This window comes from Burkholderia crassaminum, from assembly GCF_964265005.1.
Lineage (GTDB): Bacteria > Pseudomonadota > Gammaproteobacteria > Burkholderiales > Burkholderiaceae > Burkholderia.
Map to the genome: position 1 here is coordinate 2378617 of NZ_OZ183799.1, position 17440 is coordinate 2396056.

11 protein-coding genes are annotated in these 17440 nt (G+C 68.2%); 6 read left to right on the forward strand and 5 right to left on the reverse strand.

Features of this window, described 5'->3' with window-relative positions; genetic code table 11:
* The first annotated feature begins 21 nt into the window (after positions 1-21).
* Both ACPTTF_RS10965 and ACPTTF_RS10970 read left to right on the forward strand, forming a co-directional pair.
* Complete coding sequence (locus tag ACPTTF_RS10965; RefSeq protein ID WP_166960027.1) at positions 22-2598, forward strand: [protein-PII] uridylyltransferase; 2577 nt, start codon at positions 22-24, stop codon at positions 2596-2598.
* A gap of 16 nt (positions 2599-2614) precedes the next feature.
* Positions 2615-4750, forward strand: coding sequence for a pseudouridine synthase (locus tag ACPTTF_RS10970; RefSeq protein WP_423371180.1), 2136 nt, complete (start codon positions 2615-2617; stop codon positions 4748-4750).
* 87 nt (positions 4751-4837) lie between these two features.
* Here ACPTTF_RS10970 and def read toward each other — a convergent pair whose 3' ends face one another.
* The 5 genes from def to ACPTTF_RS10995 all read right to left on the reverse strand — a co-directional run bounded on the left by def (position 4838) and on the right by ACPTTF_RS10995 (position 13563).
* On the reverse strand, positions 4838-5371 hold the full coding sequence (def, locus tag ACPTTF_RS10975) for a peptide deformylase (protein ID WP_423371181.1): 534 nt from the start codon (positions 5369-5371) through the stop codon (positions 4838-4840).
* Positions 5368-7443, reverse strand: a complete 2076-nt coding sequence (gene ligA, locus ACPTTF_RS10980; RefSeq protein WP_423371182.1) for an NAD-dependent DNA ligase LigA — start codon at positions 7441-7443, stop codon at positions 5368-5370. The genes def and ligA overlap by 4 nt, the downstream gene beginning before the upstream one ends.
* A gap of 166 nt (positions 7444-7609) precedes the next feature.
* Positions 7610-8884: a cell division protein ZipA C-terminal FtsZ-binding domain-containing protein gene (locus tag ACPTTF_RS10985; RefSeq protein ID WP_423371183.1), complete on the reverse strand. Its 1275-nt coding sequence runs from the start codon at positions 8882-8884 to the stop codon at positions 7610-7612.
* 85 nt (positions 8885-8969) lie between these two features.
* The gene (gene smc, locus ACPTTF_RS10990) at positions 8970-12482 is read right to left on the reverse strand and encodes a chromosome segregation protein SMC (protein ID WP_423371184.1); all 3513 of its coding nucleotides are present in this window, start codon (positions 12480-12482) and stop codon (positions 8970-8972) included.
* A 139-nt stretch (positions 12483-12621) separates the two neighbouring features.
* The gene (locus tag ACPTTF_RS10995; RefSeq protein ID WP_423371185.1) at positions 12622-13563 is read right to left on the reverse strand and encodes a DMT family transporter; all 942 of its coding nucleotides are present in this window, start codon (positions 13561-13563) and stop codon (positions 12622-12624) included.
* A 159-nt stretch (positions 13564-13722) separates the two neighbouring features.
* Between ACPTTF_RS10995 and dapC the strand changes: the two genes are divergently transcribed.
* The 4 genes from dapC to dapE all read left to right on the forward strand — a co-directional run bounded on the left by dapC (position 13723) and on the right by dapE (position 17429).
* The gene (gene dapC / locus ACPTTF_RS11000) at positions 13723-14955 is read left to right on the forward strand and encodes a succinyldiaminopimelate transaminase (RefSeq protein ID WP_423371186.1); all 1233 of its coding nucleotides are present in this window, start codon (positions 13723-13725) and stop codon (positions 14953-14955) included.
* A 48-nt stretch (positions 14956-15003) separates the two neighbouring features.
* The gene (gene dapD / locus ACPTTF_RS11005) at positions 15004-15831 is read left to right on the forward strand and encodes a 2,3,4,5-tetrahydropyridine-2,6-dicarboxylate N-succinyltransferase (protein WP_014896723.1); all 828 of its coding nucleotides are present in this window, start codon (positions 15004-15006) and stop codon (positions 15829-15831) included.
* Complete coding sequence (locus ACPTTF_RS11010; RefSeq protein WP_166960048.1) at positions 15831-16199, forward strand: ArsC family reductase; 369 nt, start codon at positions 15831-15833, stop codon at positions 16197-16199. Before dapD ends, ACPTTF_RS11010 begins: the two co-directional genes overlap by 1 nt.
* Positions 16200-16289: 90 nt before the next feature.
* A complete protein-coding gene (gene dapE / locus ACPTTF_RS11015; protein ID WP_423371187.1) occupies positions 16290-17429 on the forward strand; it encodes a succinyl-diaminopimelate desuccinylase in 1140 nt (379 codons plus the stop codon).
* Positions 17430-17440: the final 11 nt, after the last annotated feature.

The window sequence follows — 17440 nt, forward strand, 5'->3', positions numbered from 1 at the left end:
CCCGCACCTGAACGGCCGCCCATGAGTGCTCACGCCGCCCCCTCGCCCGACGCGCTGTCGCGGCGCGCCGAATTCAAGGCCGCCAAGACGGAGATGCTCGAGCGCTTTCGCCGCGCGGCGAACGTCGCATCGTTGATGCACGCACTGTCGAAACTCACCGACGAAGCGCTGAAGCGCGTATGGGACGACTGCGGGCTGCCCGCGACGCTCGCGCTCGTCGCCGTCGGCGGCTATGGGCGTGGCGAGCTCGCGCCCTATTCCGACGTCGACATCCTCGTGCTGCTGCCCGATGCGCACGACCCGGCGCTCGACGCGCGCATCGAGCGCTTCATCGGGATGGCATGGGATCTCGGCCTCGAGATCGGCAGCAGCGTGCGCACGGTCGCGCAGTGCATCGAGGAGGCGTCGCAGGACGTCACGGTGCAGACCTCGCTGCTGGAAGCGCGCCGCATCGTCGGCAGCACCGCGCTGTTCGAGCGCTTCACGGTGCGCTACCACGAGGCGCTCGACGCCCGTGCGTTCTTCACTGCGAAGGTGCTCGAGATGCGCCAGCGCCACGCGAAGTTCCAGGACACGCCGTACAGCCTCGAGCCGAACGTGAAGGAAAGCCCCGGTGGGCTGCGCGACCTGCAGACGATCCTGTGGATCGCGCGCGCGGCGGGGTTCGGCAGCAGCTGGCGCGAACTCGACACGCGCGGCCTCATCACCGATCGCGAAGCGCGCGAGCTGCGCCGCAACGAAGGTTTCCTGAAGACGCTGCGCGCGCGGCTGCACGTGATCGCCGGCCGCCGCCAGGACATGCTCGTGTTCGACCTGCAGACGCAGGCTGCCGAGAGCTTCGGCTACCAGCCGACGCAGGCCAAGCGCGCGAGCGAGCAGTTGATGCGCCGCTACTACTGGGCCGCGAAAGCCGTCACGCAGCTCGCGACGATCCTGATCCAGAACATCGAGGCGCAGCTGTTCCCCGCGACGAGCGGCATCACGCGCGTGCTGTCGCCCGACCGCTTCGTCGAGAAGCAGGGCATGCTCGAGATCGTCGACGACGGCGTATTCGAACGCCATCCCGACGCGATCCTCGAAGCGTTCCTGCTGTACGAGACGACCCGCGGCGTGAAGGGCCTGTCCGCCCGCACGCTGCGCGCGCTGTACAACTCGCGCGAGATCATGAACAACGCGTGGCGCCGCGATCCGCAGAACCGCGACACGTTCATGCGGATCCTGCAGCAGCCCGAAGGCATCACGCACGCGTTCCGGCTGATGAACCAGACGAGCGTGCTCGGCCGGTATCTGTTGAATTTCCGCCGTATCGTCGGACAGATGCAGCACGACCTGTACCACGTGTATACGGTCGACCAGCACATCCTGATGGTCCTGCGCAACATCCGCCGCTTCGCGGTGGCCGAGCACGCGCACGAATATCCGTTCTGCAGCCAGTTGATCGGCAACTTCGAGCGCCCGTGGGTGCTGTATGTCGCGGCGCTGTTCCACGACATCGCGAAGGGCCGCGGTGGCGACCACTCGACGCTCGGGATGGCCGATGCGCGGCGCTTCTGCCGCGAGCACGGCATCGCCGGCGACGACGCGTCGCTGATCGTATGGCTCGTCCAGCATCACCTGACGATGAGCCAGGTCGCGCAGAAGCAGGACACGAGCGACCCCGAAGTCATCAAGCGCTTTGCCGAAGTCGTCGGCAACGAACGCTACCTCACCGCGCTGTACCTGCTGACCGTCGCCGATATCCGCGGCACGAGCCCGAAGGTGTGGAACACGTGGAAAGGCAAGCTGCTCGAGGACCTGTACCGCATCACGCTCGCGGTGCTCGGCGGCGCCAACCCCGACGCGCATTCGGAGCTGAAGTCGCGACAGGAGCAGGCGCTCGCGCTGCTGCGCCTCGAGACCGTGCCCGACGACGCGCACCGCGCGCTGTGGGATCAGCTCGATGTCGGCTTCTTCCTGCGTCACGACGCGGCCGACATCGCGTGGCAGACACGCGTGCTGTACCGGCACGTGAACGCCGAAACCGCGATCGTCCGCGCGCGGCCGTCGCCGATCGGCGACGCGCTGCAGGTGCTCGTGTACGTGAAGGACCGCCCCGACCTGTTCGCGGGCATCTGTGCGTATTTCGACCGCAACGGGCTGTCGGTGCTCGACGCGCGCGTCAGCACGACGCGCCACGGCTATGCGCTCGACAACTTCATCGTCACGCAGACCGAACGTGACGTGCGGTACCGCGACATCGCGAATCTCGTCGAACAGCAGCTCGCGACGCGGCTCGCCGAAACCGCACCGCTGCCGGAACCGTCCAAGGGCCGCCTGTCGAGGCTGTCCCGGACGTTTCCGATCACGCCGCGCGTCGACCTGCGGGCCGACGAGCGCGGCCAGTACTACATCCTGTCCGTGTCGGCCAACGACCGGCCGGGCCTTCTCTATTCGATCGCGCGCGTACTCGCCGAGCATCGGATCGGCGTCCACGCGGCGCGGATCAATACGCTCGGCGAACGCGTCGAGGATATCTTCCTGCTCGCGGGCGCCGGCTTGTCCGACAACCGCCTGCAGATCCAGCTCGAAACCGAATTGCTGCGAGCGATCGCAGTCTGAGTGAATTCCAGCGTTTATGCGCACCAAACTAACCGTCAAGAATCCGAAGCCGGCGTCGCCGACCCGCGCCCCTGTCCGCTCCGGCAGCCTCGTCGCCCGCAAGGCGGTGCGTCCCGCTGCGCCGCCCGCCGGGGACAAGCCGGCCCGCCCGAAGAAGGCTGCCCCGGCAGCCGCCGGCGAACGCTCGTTCAAGCCGCGCGGCGCGGCAGGCGCCGAGCGCCCGGGCGCGGATCGCGCACCGGCCAAGCGTGCGCCGCGTGACGGCGGTGCCGAACGCGGCACGCGCGCGCCCTATCGCGACAACGCGGCCGGCGAAGGGGCGAAGCGCAGTTTCGGCGACCGTCGCACGTCGTCCGATCGCCCGCCGCGCCGCGATGATGATGCACGTCCGCGTCGCGCAGGTGGCGAAGGCGGTACACGCGCGCCGTATCGCGACAACGCATCCGGCGAAGGTGCAAAGCGCAGTTTCGGCGACCGCCGCACGTCGTCCGACCGTCCGCCCCGCCGTGATGACGACGCACGTCCGCGCCGCGCGGGTGGTGAAGGCGGTGCACGCGCGCCGTATCGCGACAACGCATCCGGCGAAGGTGCAAAGCGCAGCTTCGGCGACCGCCGTACGTCGTCGGATCGTCCGCCCCGCCGTGATGACGACGCACGTCCGCGCCGCGCAGGTGGCGAAGGTGGCGCACGTGCGCCGTATCGCGACAACGCATCCGGCGAAGGTGCAAAGCGCAGTTTCGGCGACCGTCGCACGTCGTCCGACCGTCCGCCCCGCCGTGATGACGACGCACGTCCGCGCCGCGCAGGTGGCGAAGGCGGCGCACGCCCGCCGTACCGTGACAATGCATCCGGCGAAGGCGCGAAGCGCGGCTTCGGCGACCGCCGCACGTCGTCGGATCGTCCGCCGCGCCGTGATGACGACGCACGTCCGCGTCGCGCGGGTGGCGAAGGTGGCGCACGCGCGCCGTACCGCGACAATGCATCCGGCGAAGGCGCGAAGCGCGGCTTCGGCGACCGCCGCACGTCGTCCGATCGTCCGCCGCGTCGTGATGACGACGCACGTCCGCGTCGCGCGGGTGGCGAAGGCGGCGCACGCCCGCCGTATCGTGACAACGCATCCGGCGAAGGCGCAAAACGCAGCTTCGGCGACCGCCGCACGTCGTCCGATCGCCCGCCGCGCCGCAACGACGACGACGCCCGTCCGCGCCGCGCAGGCGCTGACGAAGGCAAGCGCCCGTCCTATCGCGACAAGGCAGCCGGCGAAGGCGCAAAGCGCAGCTTCGGCGACCGCCCGGCTCGCCCCGCACGCGACGGCGAACGCCGCTCGTTCGGTGCGGTCAAGACCGCGCAACCGGTCAAGCGCGCTGCGGCCGACGTCGACTACGGCGACGAAACGGGCCTGATGCGCCTGTCGAAGCGGATGTCCGAGCTCGGCATGTGCTCGCGCCGCGAAGCCGACGAATGGATCGAAAAGGGTTGGGTGCTCGTCGATGGCGAACGCATCGACACGCTCGGCACCAAGGTCCGCGCCGACCAGAAAATCGAGATCGACGAACGGGCGAGCGCCGCGCAAGCCGCGCAGGTGACGATCCTGCTGCACAAGCCGGTCGGTTATGTGTCGGGCCAGGCGGAAGACGGCTACGAGCCGGCGGCCGTGCTGATCACGCGCGCGAACCGCTGGAGCGGCGACCATTCGCCGGTACGCTTCTCGCCGCAGCACCTGCACGCGCTCGCGCCGGCCGGCCGGCTCGACATCGACTCCACCGGCCTGCTCGTGCTGACGCAGAACGGCGTGGTCGCGAAGCAGCTGATCGGCGAGCAGTCGGACATCGACAAGGAGTACCTGGTGCGCGTGCGCTTTGGCGAGCGACTCATCGACATCGACCAGCACTTCCCGGCGGAGTCACTCGCGCAGCTGCGCCACGGCCTCGAGCTCGACGGCGTCGCGCTGAAGCCCGCGATGGTGAGCTGGCAGAACGGCGAACAGCTGCGCTTCGTGCTGCGCGAAGGCAAGAAGCGCCAGATCCGCCGCATGTGCGAACTGGTCGGCCTCGACGTGATCGGCCTGAAGCGCGTGCGCATGGGCCGCGTGATGCTCGGCGCGCTGCCGCAGGGCCAATGGCGCTATCTGTCGGCCGACGAGACGTTCTGACCGCAGGCACACCCGTGCGCCATGCAATGAAAAAGCCCGCGCAAGCGGGCTTTTTCTTGTCTACGAGCAACCGGGAAAGCAGCGGGATCAGTCGTCGGAAGCCGGATCGAGCCCCGGGAACAGCACTTCCGTGAAGCCGAAGCGCGTGAAGTCGGTGATCCGCATCGGATACAGCTTGCCGATCAGGTGATCGTATTCGTGCTGGACAACGCGTGCGTGAAAACCGTCGGCAACACGATCGATCTTCGCGCCGAACTGGTCGAAGCCGCTGTAGCGCACCTTCGCGTAGCGGCTGACCACGCCGCGCATGCCCGGCACCGACAGGCAGCCTTCCCAGCCCTCTTCCATGTCCGGCGGCATGTACTCGACCTTCGGGTTGATCAGCACGGTCTCGGGCACCGGCGGCGCATCCGGGTAGCGGTTGTTGTTGCCGAAGCCGAAGATGATGAGCTGCAGCCCGATGCCGATCTGCGGCGCGGCCAGGCCGGCGCCGTTCGCATGGTGCATCGTCTCGAACATGTCCGCGACGATCTCGTGCAGTTCGGGTGTATCGAACCGCTCGACCGGCTTGGCGACTTCGAGCAGGCGCGGATCGCCCATCTTCAGGATCTCGCGAATCATGGCGTATTGCCCTCCAGGAGTTGGTGCAGGCCGTCTTCGTCCAGCACGGGGATGCCGAGTTCCTCGGCCTTCACGAGCTTGCTGCCGGCTTCGGCGCCCGCGACCACGTAATCCGTCTTCTTCGATACCGAACCGGCCACTTTCGCGCCGGCCGCTTCGAGCATTTCCTTCGCGGCATCGCGCGTGAGCGTCGGCAGCGTGCCCGTCAGCACGACCGTCTTGCCGGCCAGCACGCCCTGCGGCGCCTTCGGCGCGGGCGGTCCTTCCGGCCACGTCACCTTGCCCGGTGCACGCAACTGCTCGATCACGGTCCGGTTGTGCTCTTCCGCGAAAAACTGGTGGAGCGATTCGGCGACGATCGGCCCGACGTCGTTGACTTCGAGCAGCTCCTCGATCGACGCGTCCATGATCGGCGTCAGCGAGCCGAAATGCTTCGCGAGATCCTTCGCGGTCGATTCGCCCACGTGACGGATGCCGAGCCCGTAGATGAAACGCGCGAGCGTCGTGTGCTTCGCCTTCTCGAGCGAATCGAGCAGATTCTGTGCGGACTTCTCCGCGAAACGGTCGAGCTCGGCGAGCGTCGCGAAACCGAGATTGAACAGGTCGGCCGGCGTGCGCACGAGATTCAGCTCGACGAGCTGGTCGATGATCTTCTCGCCGAGCCCGTCGATGTCGAGCGCGCGGCGCTGCGCGAAGTGCCACAGTGCCTGCTTGCGCTGCGCCGGGCAGAACAGGCCGCCGGTGCAGCGCGCGATCGCCTCGTCCGGCAGGCGCTCGATCTTCGAGCCGCACACCGGGCATTCGGTCGGCATCACGAATTCGGCCGCATCGGCCGGGCGACGGTCGAGCAACGCACCGACCACCTCGGGAATCACGTCGCCCGCGCGGCGCACAATCACGGTATCGCCGATCCGGATGTCCTTGCGGCGCACCTCGTCCTCGTTGTGCAGCGTCGCGTTGGTCACGGTTGCGCCGCCGACGAACACGGGCTCGAGGCGCGCGACCGGCGTGATCGCGCCGGTGCGGCCGACCTGCACGTCGATCGCGACGAGCTTCGTCAGCGCTTCCTGCGCGGGAAACTTGTGCGCGAGTGCGAAGCGCGGCGCGCGCGACACGAAGCCGAGCCGCTCCTGCTCGTCGCGCCGGTTGACCTTGTACACCACACCGTCGATGTCGTAAGGCAGCGAGTCGCGCTTCTCGCCGACCTTGCGGAAGAAGTCGAGCAAGCCCTCGGCGCCCTGCACGACCGCGCGCTCGCGGTTCACGGGCAGGCCGAGCGACTCGTACCAGTCGAGCAGCGCGCTGTGCGTATCGGGCGGCGGCATCCCGTCGAGCACGCCGATCCCGTATGCGAAGAACGACAGCGGACGCTGCGCGGTGATCTTCGAGTCGAGCTGGCGCAGGCTGCCGGCTGCCGCGTTGCGCGGGTTCGCGAATTCGCGCTGCTCGGCCGCGCGCTGGCGTTCGTTCAGGCGTGCGAAATCGCGCTTGAACATCAGCACCTCCCCGCGCACGTCGAGCACGGCCGGCACGTTGTTGCCCTTCAGCTTCAGCGGAATCGAGCGGATCGTGCGCACGTTCTCGGTCACGTCCTCGCCGGTCGTGCCGTCGCCGCGCGTCGACGCCTGCACGAATACGCCCTGCTCGTAACGCAACGAGATCGCGAGACCGTCGAACTTCAGTTCGCACGCATAGTCGACCGGCTCCGTCACCGAGCCGGCGAGATCGGTCGTCTTGTCGAGCGCATCGGCGATGCGCTTGTCGAACGCGACGATGTCCTCGTCGGCGAAGCCGTTGTTCAGCGACAGCATCGGCGCGTCATGGACGACCGGCGTGAAGCCGCCAGCCGCCTCGCCACCCACGCGCTGCGTCGGCGAATCGGGCGTCACGAGTTCGGGATGATCGGTTTCAAGCTGCTGCAGTTCGCGGAACAGCCGGTCGTATTCGGCGTCAGGCAGATCCGGCTGGTCGAGCACGTAATAGGCGTAGTTCGCCCGCTCGAGTTGGTCGCGCAGCCACGCGGCACGCGCGTCGGGCTGGCTGGCTGGCGGTTCGGCTTGGGTTCGGGCCATGCTGGCGGCAGATTCGTTCTGAGAAAATCGGATGCCCGATTATCTCAGTTTGCCGTCGCGGCGGGGCGTGCAATGCGCACCCGATACGCGTGCTGCAGCGCAAACAGCGAGGTGTGCGCCGCAGCGACGAACGGCGGCTGCAAAGCCCGCCGCTCGTGTGTTCGCGTTACTGACTGAAGAGGCGGCGCGTGATGGGCGAACCGGCCGGGATGCCGGCTTCCTCGAGCTTCGCGTACAGCTTCATCAGTTGCTGGTCGATCGCGACGAGTGTCGATTCCGGCAGCGGCCGGCGCGAATCGTCGACCACACGTGCGCCGATCCGTTCGGACAGCGACTTCGCGTAATCGCACATCAGCCGGAACGGCAGGATGTCCTCTTCGGCAACCGGCACGTCGAGCACCAGCGTGATCATGTTGCCGCCCTTGTACGTGAGGTCGTCACGCAGGAAGTTCGTATCGCCGAACTGCAGCATGAACACGGGGTTCTGCTTCGCATCGAGCTTCACGAAACGCGTGCCGTCGCGCGACAGCAGCAGCCCGTCCTGCGACGCGACCGCCTGCACGTAGTTCGCCGACCAGGGCGCGCCGTCCGACATCACGTTGATCGACAGCTGTGCGTCGCATTGCGCGGCAAACGCATCGAGCTCGCGCGCCATCGCGACCGTTTCCATCATGTCCGGGAATTCCGGCGCGCCGTCGATCGCGTCGGCGAACTGCTGGACGCCCGTCACGAATTCGGAGAACTCGAGCTCGTTGAGCGCGCCGCTGCGGTTCGCGAGCTGCGCGGCCGCGCGCAGTTCCTCGTAGCGCACGCCGTTCTGCAGCAACTCCCACTGGCCGCCCTCCGGCTTGCCTTCGATATGCACGGGCTTGCTGCCCGCACGGCGCAGCCGCTGCGCGGCCGGCAGGATCTTGTCGCCCGGCAGCAGCCCGGCGAGGCGGATCGGCACGATGCAGTCGATCCGGCGGTCGACGATCGCCGGCGGCGCCGACGAAATCGTCGTCGCGGCCGGCAGCACGGGTTCGACCGGCTCGGCCGATTCAACAGGCGCTTCGTGCGCGGAGGCCGGCACGGCGGCTTCGCCGGCAACCGGCTCGACCGCCTCGGCCGGCATGTCGACGCCGGTTGCCTCGGCCTGCAGATCGGCCGGCATGTCGGCAGGCGCTGCACCGCCGAAGGTCGGCTCGACGCGCGCGACTTCCGCCTGCGTGGCGGCCGCTGCAGCCGGTGCTGCGGGCTCGCGCCGCACCGGCTGACGCACCGGCTCGATGAACGGCAGTTCTTCGTCTCGGTCGGGGCGGCTCATCGCCTCGGCCGCTTCCTCCGGCATCGGGCGCGGCATCCTGCGCCGTACCTTCGCGCCCTGCCATGCGTTGTAGACCACGACGCCGCCTACCACGACGGCGCCCGCGCCGATCAAACCGAGTGTCAACTCGTCCATGCACGCTCCATCAGCAATTCTTGTTCGTCGGAACCGCGAACGGGCGCCCATGCGCCGCGCGAACGCGGTCCGGTTTCGTCAAACGTCAATTCTGGGCAAAACCCGCGGCGGTTTCCATGTCCACCGCGACGATCCGCGACACGCCCTGCTCCTGCATCGTCACGCCGATCAGCTGCTGCGCCATCTCCATCGCGATCTTGTTGTGCGAGATGAACAGGAACTGCGTCTTGTTGGACATCGCGCGCACGAGATTCGCGAAACGCTCGGTGTTCGCGTCGTCGAGCGGCGCGTCGACCTCGTCGAGCAGACAGAACGGCGCCGGATTCAGCTGGAACATCGCGAACACCAGCGCGGTCGCGGTCAGCGCCTTCTCGCCGCCCGACAGCAGGTGAATCGTCGCGTTCTTCTTGCCGGGCGGCTGCGCCATCACCTGCACGCCGGCATCGAGGATCTCGTCGCCCGTCATGATCAGCTTCGCCTGGCCGCCGCCGAACAGACGCGGGAACAGGTCGCTGAAGTGGCGGTTGACCTCGTCGAAGGTGCCCTGCAGCAGCGTGCGGGTTTCCTGGTCGATCTTGTGGATCGCGTCCTCGAGCGTCGTGATCGCGTCGATCAGGTCGGCCGACTGCGCATCGAGGAACACCTTGCGCTCGCTCGCGGCCTTCAGCTCGTCGAGCGCGGCCATGTTCACCGGGCCGAGCGCGTTGATCGCGTTGTTCAGGCGCGTGACTTCGCCCTGCAGGTACGACGGCTTCAGATCCGGCGTCAGCTTCTCGGACAGCGCGGCCTCGTCAACCTCGGCCGTCGTGAGCTGCTCGGCGAACTGCTCGACCGCCAGGCGCGCAGCCTGCTCCTTCAACTGCAATTCGGTAATGCGGTCGCGCAGCGGCTGCAGCGAGCGCTCGGCGACGAGCCGCTGCTCGTCCGACGCGCGCAGCTTCGCGGTCAGGTCGTCGAGCTCGATCCGCGCGGCCTGCAGCGCCTCTTCCTTCACCGCACGAATCTCGAGCGCGTCCTGCAGGCCCGTGTGCGCGGTCTGCTCGTTGATCGTCTCGAGCTCGGCACGCGCGTCTTCCAGCGATCCGGCAACCCGCTCGCTCTGTTCGTGCGCCACCTGGATGCTGCGCTTGAGCTCGTCGATCCGGGTCACCGCATTGCGCGCGGCGAAGCGCGCGTCGTTCGCGCCGCGCTCCAGGTCGCGCGCTTCCTGACGCGCCTGCGTCAGCGACTCGTCGAGCGCTTCAAATGCGAGCTGGTTGTCCTCGAAGCGCGCCTGCAGTTCCGCGAGTTCGCCGTCGAAACGCTCGAAATTCGCTTCCGATTCCGCGCGCATCGCGCGCTGCTCCTCGATCTGCGCGCCGATTTCCTCGAGTTCCTCGCGGATCTGCGTGCTGCGCTGCGTGTAACGTTCGTGCGCCTGCGCGAGCTTCAGCACGTCCATCTGCAGCGCGTGCACGCGCTGCGTCGCACGCTCGGCCTGTGCGCGCACGTCGCCGAGCGCCTGCGTGGCCTGCGTGTGCGCGGCTTCCGCGCGCACGGCGGCCGTGCGCGCCTCGTCGGCGAGCAGCGCCTGCGCACGCACCTGGCGCGTCAGGTTTTCGATTTCCTGCTGGCGGGCCAGCATCCCGGCCTGTTCCGAATCGGCGGCATAGAGCTGCACGCCGACGCGCGTGACGATATGACCGGCCTTGACGACGAACGCACCACCTGCCGGCAGCTGCGTGCGCGTCGCGAGCGCCTGCGCGACGTCGTCGGCGACATACACGTTGCCGAGCCAGTCGTTCAGCACCGCGCGGATGCCCGCATCGTCGATGCGCACGAGCGACAGCACCGGACGCAGGCCGGCCACGGCCACGGGCGCTTCGCCGGCCGCGGGCGGCGCATAGAACGCGAGCTTCGCAGGCGGTGCATCGGTGGCGAATGCCTTCACCCAGTCGAGATTCGACACTTCGAGCGCGGCGAGGCGCTCGCGCAGCACGGCCTCGAGCGCCGCTTCCCAGCCGGCCTCGACGTGCAGCTTCTTCCACAGGCGCGGCAGCGCGCCGAGCTCGTGCTTGTCGAGCCACGGCTGCACCTTGCCTTCGGTCTGCACGTTTTCCTGCAGCTGCTTCAGCGCGGCGAGACGCGCCTCGAGCTGGTGGATCTGCGCGGCCTCGGCCTGCACGCGCTCCTGCGCGGCACGACGTTCGCCGTCGAGGCGCGGCACCGTCTCCTGCGCGTCGGTGAGGCGCGCCTGCGCTTCGGCAAGGATCTCTTCCTGCTCGGCCAGCTGCATGCGCAGCTCCTCGAGCTGGGCCTCGTCCGGCGCGTCGAGCCCGCCCGCTTCGCTCTTCAAGCGCTCATGGCGCTGCTGAAGCTGCTGAAGCTGCTGGTCGGCGTTGCGCTGGTGCGCGGCTTCGAGCTTCAGCGACTGTTCGGTCTGCGCGATCCGCGCACGCTCGTCGTTGAGCTGCGCCTGAGCGTCGCGCCATTTCGCTTCGAGCGCCGGCAGCGCGTCGTGCTTCGCGGCGGCGTTGTCTTCGGCGAGCGCGGCCTTCTCGTCGGCCATCGCGCGCGCTTCCTCGGCTTCCTCGAGCTCGTCCTGCGCCTTCTCGGCCTGCGCGCGCCATTGCTCGCGCTGCGCATTCAGCGCGGCGATCTGCGCCTGCACGCGATTGCGCGATTCGACGATGAACTTGATCTCGGCTTCGAGGCGGCTCACTTCGGCATTCGCCTCGTAGAGCGAGCCCTGCGCGCCCTGCATCGCGTCGCTCGCCGCGTAATGCGCGACGCGCAGCGTCTCGAGCTGCGCTTCGACTTCACGCAGCTTCGCCGTCTGCGCCTCGAGGTCGATCTGCGCCTGTTCGATCGCGCGCTGCTGCTTCTGCTGCTCGCCTGCAGCCTCGTTCTTGCGCAGCAGCCACAACAGGCGCTGCTTCTCCTCGCCGTCGGCGACGAGATCCTTGTATTTGGTCGCAACGACCGCCTGCGCCTCGAGCTTCTCGAGGTTCGCGCCGAGTTCGCGGACGATGTCCTCGACGCGCGTCAGGTTCTCGCGCGTGTCGTGCAGGCGGTTCTCGGTCTCGCGGCGGCGCTCCTTGTACTTCGACACGCCTGCGGCTTCCTCGAGGAACACGCGCAGCTCTTCCGGCTTCGCCTCGATGATCCGCGCGATCATGCCCTGCCCGATGATCGCGTACGCACGCGGCCCGAGGCCGGTGCCGAGGAAGATGTCCTGGATGTCGCGGCGACGCGCCGGCAGGTTGTTGATGTAGTAACTCGACGTGCCGTCGCGCGTGAGCACGCGCTTCACGGCGATCTCGCCGTACTGGCCCCACTGGCCGGCCGCGCGGCCGTCGGAGTTGTCGAAGATCAGTTCGACGCTGGCCCGGCTGCCGGGCTTGCGGGCGGTCGAGCCGTTGAAGATCACGTCCTGCATCGACTCGCCGCGCAGCTCGGAAGCGCGCGACTCGCCGAGCACCCAGCGCACGGCGTCGATGATGTTGGACTTGCCGCACCCGTTCGGGCCCACCACGCCGACAAGCTGGCCCGGAACCTGGAAATGCGTGGGATCGACAAAGGATTTGAAGCCAGCGAGTTTGATCGAGCTCAGACGCACGGCGGTATCGGATGTGAAGAAGGTGTGAAACGGACGGAGCCGCACTGCGCGAGGCCAGACGGCCCATGCGCGCGACGCGCCCCGGAATTCAAAAGCGGGGCCGCGCGCATACAGCGTTGGGCCCCGCAAACGGCTTCCATCATACCATCGCGCGTGCGCCGTCCCGACCGTCGCCGGGTTTGTCCGGTGCGGGCGCGGCACGATGGACCCGGCTCGACAGCAGCGTCGCGAGCACGATGCACGCGCCGCCCGCCCACTCGCGCGCGGTCGGCAGCTCGTTCGCGAACACCCACGCCGACAGCGCGGTGATCACGATCTCGAACAGCATGATGATCGACGCCCGGTTCGCCGGCACGCGCGCGAGCCCGTACTGCACGAGCAGGTTGTTCGACGCCATCGTCACGCCGATCGCGACGATGATCAGCGCGGCGACGCCGAGCGGGCCGCCCGCCGGCGCGGCCGGCAGCCCCTCGAACAGCGACGCGATCGCGCCGAACACGGCCGCGCCGCCGAACAGCGTCGCGGTGCGCATCTCCGCGCGCATCTCCGGTAGCTCGCGGCTTGCCTTGATCACGAGCACGTTGCTCATCGCGAAGCTCAGCCCGGCAGCGAGGCCGGCCCACTCGGCCGGGCTGGCCGGCAGCGGCAAGCCGAGCGTCGGCGACCACAGCATCAGCATCGCGCCGCCGATCGACAGCGCCGCGAGCCCCGCGCCGGCCCAGGTCAGCCGCTCGCGCAGCAGGAAGTGCGCGTAGATCGCGGTCCACGCGGGGGTCAGGTAGAACAGCAGCATCACGCGCAGCACCTCGCCGTGGATCGTGCCCCACACGAACCCGAGGTTCGTCACGCCGGCCGTCACCGCGATGCCGGGCAGCACCCAGTGCCAGCGCAGCGTCGCGATCGTGCGGTGCCGCGCGACGATCACGAACAGGAACGCGACGAAGCTCGTCAGCGCGCTCGCCAGTGTGCCCGTCACGCCGAGCGATGCAAGGATCCGCAGCGGATACCAGATCAGGCCCCATACCGATGCGCCGATCAGGATGGCCAGCGTCGGCAGGCTGCCGCGTACCGCGTTATTCATTTGGTTCGATACCCTTTATTCGACCGGCCCGGCCGCCGTTCCGGCAGGCCGTGACCGCATTCCGTCACGCTATAATCGTCCGTTGCGACCCGTGCGCCCGCGGCGCCCGTTCGCAGCCGCGCGGCACGCCCGCCGCTTCTTTCGCTCCAACCGGCCGCGATGGCCGCTTCGCCCGTGAACCCTCGACTCGACTCGCTCCAGCCCTATCCCTTCGAAAAGCTGCGCGCCCTGTTCAAGGACGTGACGCCCTCCGGCGCCCTCAAACCGATCAGCTTCGGCATCGGCGAGCCCAAACATGCGACCCCGGCGCTGATCCGCGACGCCGTGGTGGCCGCGCTCGACGGTCTCGCGTCGTACCCGGCCACCGCCGGCTCGGACGCGCTGCGCACGTCGATCGCGCACTGGCTCGAGCGCCGCTACGGGCTGCCGGCCATCGATCCGGCCACGCAGGTGCTGCCCGTGTCGGGATCGCGCGAGGCGCTGTTCTCGCTCGCCCAGACGGTGATCGACGCACGCCCGTCCGAATCGGGCGAGAAAGCGATCGTACTCTGTCCGAATCCTTTCTATCAAATTTACGAGGGTGCGGCGCTGCTGGCCGGTGCCGAACCCTATTTCGCAAACAGCGATCCGGCCCGCAACTTCGCGTGCGACTACGCGTCCGTGCCCGACGAAGTCTGGGCGCGCACGCAGCTGCTGTACGTGTGCTCGCCGGGCAACCCGACGGGCGCCGTGCTGACGCTCGACGACTGGCGCGAGCTGTTCGCGCTGTCCGACCGCCACGGTTTCGTGATCGCGTCCGACGAGTGCTATTCGGAAATCTATTTCGACGAAGCGGCGCCGCCGCTCGGCGGCCTCGAGGCCGCGCACCGCCTCGGCCGCAGCTTCGAGCGGCTCGTGATGCTGTCGAGCCTGTCGAAGCGCTCGAACGTGCCGGGCATGCGTTCGGGCTTCGTCGCCGGCGACGCGGCGCTGCTGAAGAAATTCCTGCTGTACCGCACGTACCACGGTGCCGCGCTGTCGCCGGTCTGGCAGCACGCGAGCATCGCCGCGTGGAACGACGAGGCGCACGTGCGCGAGAACCGCGCGCTGTACCTGCAGAAGTTCAATACCGTCACGCCGATGCTCGCCAGCGTGATCGACGTGAAACTGCCCGACGCGGCGTTCTACCTGTGGGCCAACGTGTCGCGCACCGGGCTGTCGGACACCGAGTTCGCCCGCCGCCTGTACGCCGACTATAATGTGACGGTTCTGCCCGGCTCGTACCTGGCGCGCGATGCGCACGGCACGAACCCGGGCCGCGATTTCATCCGGATCGCGCTCGTCGCGGGCACCCCCGAATGCGTCGAGGGCGCGCAACGCATCGTCGATTTCTGCCGCTCTCTCGCGCGGTAATCCAATCGTCCATCCGATCAATTCCATCCATCTCCTGCGAAAACGAACATGTCGCAACAACTTCAGCAAATCATCGATACCGCCTGGGACAACCGCGCCGAGCTGTCGCCGAAGGCCGCACCGGCCGACGTCCGCGAAGCCGTCGCGCACGCGATCGAGCAGCTCGACAAAGGCGCGCTGCGCGTTGCCGAGAAGATCGACGGCAACTGGACCGTGCACCAGTGGCTGAAGAAGGCCGTGCTGCTGTCGTTCCGCCTGGAGGACAACGCGCCGATGCCCGCCGGCGGCTACTCGCAGTTCTACGACAAGGTGCCGTCGAAGTTCGCGAACTACACGGCTGAGGATTTCGCCGCAGGCGGCTTCCGCGTCGTCCCGCCGGCCATCGCGCGCCGCGGCTCGTTCATCGCGAAGAACGTCGTGCTGATGCCGTCGTACACCAACATCGGCGCGTACGTCGACGAAGGCACGATGGTCGACACGTGGGCCACGGTCGGTTCGTGCGCGCAGATCGGCAAGAACGTGCACCTGTCGGGCGGCGTCGGCATCGGCGGTGTGCTCGAGCCGCTGCAGGCGAACCCGGTCATCATCGAAGACAACTGCTTCATCGGCGCGCGCTCGGAAGTCGTCGAAGGCGTGATCGTCGAGGAAAACTCGGTGATCTCGATGGGCGTGTACCTCGGCCAAAGCACGAAGATCTACGATCGTGAGACGGGCGAAGTCAGCTACGGCCGCATCCCGGCCGGCTCGGTCGTCGTCGCCGGCAACCTGCCGTCGAAGGACGGCTCGCACAGCCTGTACTGCGCGGTGATCGTCAAGAAGGTCGACGCGAAGACCCGCGCGAAGGTCGGCCTGAACGAGCTGCTGCGAGGCGACTGATGGCGAAGCCGCACACCGTGGTCGTCTACGGCATTCCGAACTGCGACACCGTGAAGAAGGCCCGCGTGTGGCTCGACGATCACGGCGTTGAATTCGAGTTCCACGATTTCAAGAAGCTCGGCGTCAGCGTGCCGCTGCTTGAAGACTGGCTGAAGGACGTGTCGCTCGACGCGCTCGTGAACAAGCGCGGCACGACGTGGCGCGGCCTGGACGACGCGATGAAGGCGGCCGCCGAAACGAAGGCCGGCGCGGTCGCGCTGATGATCCACAAGCCGTCGGTCATCAAGCGCCCCGTGCTGGTGGTCAACGGCCGGGTGAAATCACTCGGCTTCGCGGCCGATCAATACGCGGCGTTGTTTGCCGCATAGGGCCGCCCGCGCTGCGCCTGTCGGCGCAGCTCGACGTCTAGTCGCTGCCGGCCACCGCGCCGGCATTTTTTATCGAAAGTGGTCCGAACCATGTCCGCCACCCTAGCCCTTACCGAACAGCTGATCGCCCGCGCGTCCGTGACGCCCGACGACCAGCATTGCCAACAGATCATGACCGAGCGCCTCGCCGCGCTCGGCTTCGAATGCGAGACCATCGCGTCGCACGGCGTGACCAACCTGTGGGCCGTCAAGCGCGGCGCCGACGGCCGCGACGGCAAGCTGCTCGCCTTCGCGGGCCACACCGACGTCGTGCCGACCGGCCCGCTCGAGCAGTGGAGCTCGCCGCCGTTCGTCCCCGCCCATCGAGACGGCAAGCTGTACGGCCGCGGCGCGGCCGACATGAAGACATCGCTCGCGGCGTTCGTCGTCGCGTCCGAGGAGTTCGTCGCGGCCCATCCCGGCCACCGCGGCACGATCGCGTTCCTGATCACGAGCGACGAGGAAGGCCCCGCCACCGACGGCACCGTGAAGGTCGTCGAGCTGCTCGAAGCGCGCGGCGAACGCATGGACTACTGCATCGTCGGCGAGCCGACGTCGACCAACGCGCTCGGCGACGTCGTCAAGAACGGCCGCCGCGGCTCGATGTCGGGTGAACTGGTCGTCAAGGGCGTACAGGGTCACATCGCGTATCCGCACCTCGCGAAGAACCCGATCCACCTGCTCGCGCCGGCGCTCGCCGAGCTCGCCGCCGAGCAGTGGGACGAAGGCAACGAGTATTTCCCGCCGACCACCTGGCAGGTGTCGAACCTGCACGCCGGCACCGGCGCGACCAACGTGATTCCCGGCCACGCCGACCTGCAGTTCAACTTCCGTTTCTCGACCGCCAGCACGGTCGAGGGCCTGCAGGCGCGCGTGCACGCGATCCTCGACAAGCACGGCCTCGAATACACGCTGAAGTGGTCGGTGAGCGGCCTGCCGTTCCTCACGCCGCGCGGCGAGCTGTCGGGCGCGCTGGAGAATGCGATCCGCACCGAGACCGGCATCACGACCGAGCTGTCGACGACGGGCGGCACGTCGGACGGCCGTTTCATCGCGCGCATCTGCCCGCAGGTGATCGAGTTCGGCCCGCCGAACGGCAGCATCCACAAGATCGACGAGCACATCGAAGTGCGTTTCATCGATCCACTGAAGAACGTGTACCGCCGCGTGCTCGAACAACTGATCGCCTGATGGAGCCTCGC

Excerpts from the sequence above, each read along its gene's own strand:
- ligA (WP_423371182.1), bottom strand. The coding sequence starts at position 7,443 with ATGGCCCGAACCCAAGCCGAACCGCCAGCCAGCCAGCCCGACGCGCGT.
- ACPTTF_RS10985 (WP_423371183.1), bottom strand. The coding sequence starts at position 8,884 with ATGGACGAGTTGACACTCGGTTTGATCGGCGCGGGCGCCGTCGTGGTA.
- ACPTTF_RS10970 (WP_423371180.1), top strand. The coding sequence starts at position 2,615 with ATGCGCACCAAACTAACCGTCAAGAATCCGAAGCCGGCGTCGCCGACC.
- dapD (WP_014896723.1), top strand. The coding sequence starts at position 15,004 with ATGTCGCAACAACTTCAGCAAATCATCGATACCGCCTGGGACAACCGC.
- ACPTTF_RS11010 (WP_166960048.1), top strand. The coding sequence starts at position 15,831 with ATGGCGAAGCCGCACACCGTGGTCGTCTACGGCATTCCGAACTGCGAC.
- ACPTTF_RS10995 (WP_423371185.1), bottom strand. The coding sequence starts at position 13,563 with ATGAATAACGCGGTACGCGGCAGCCTGCCGACGCTGGCCATCCTGATC.
- ACPTTF_RS10965 (WP_166960027.1), top strand. The coding sequence starts at position 22 with ATGAGTGCTCACGCCGCCCCCTCGCCCGACGCGCTGTCGCGGCGCGCC.
- dapE (WP_423371187.1), top strand. The coding sequence starts at position 16,290 with ATGTCCGCCACCCTAGCCCTTACCGAACAGCTGATCGCCCGCGCGTCC.
- def (WP_423371181.1), bottom strand. The coding sequence starts at position 5,371 with ATGATTCGCGAGATCCTGAAGATGGGCGATCCGCGCCTGCTCGAAGTC.
- dapC (WP_423371186.1), top strand. The coding sequence starts at position 13,723 with ATGGCCGCTTCGCCCGTGAACCCTCGACTCGACTCGCTCCAGCCCTAT.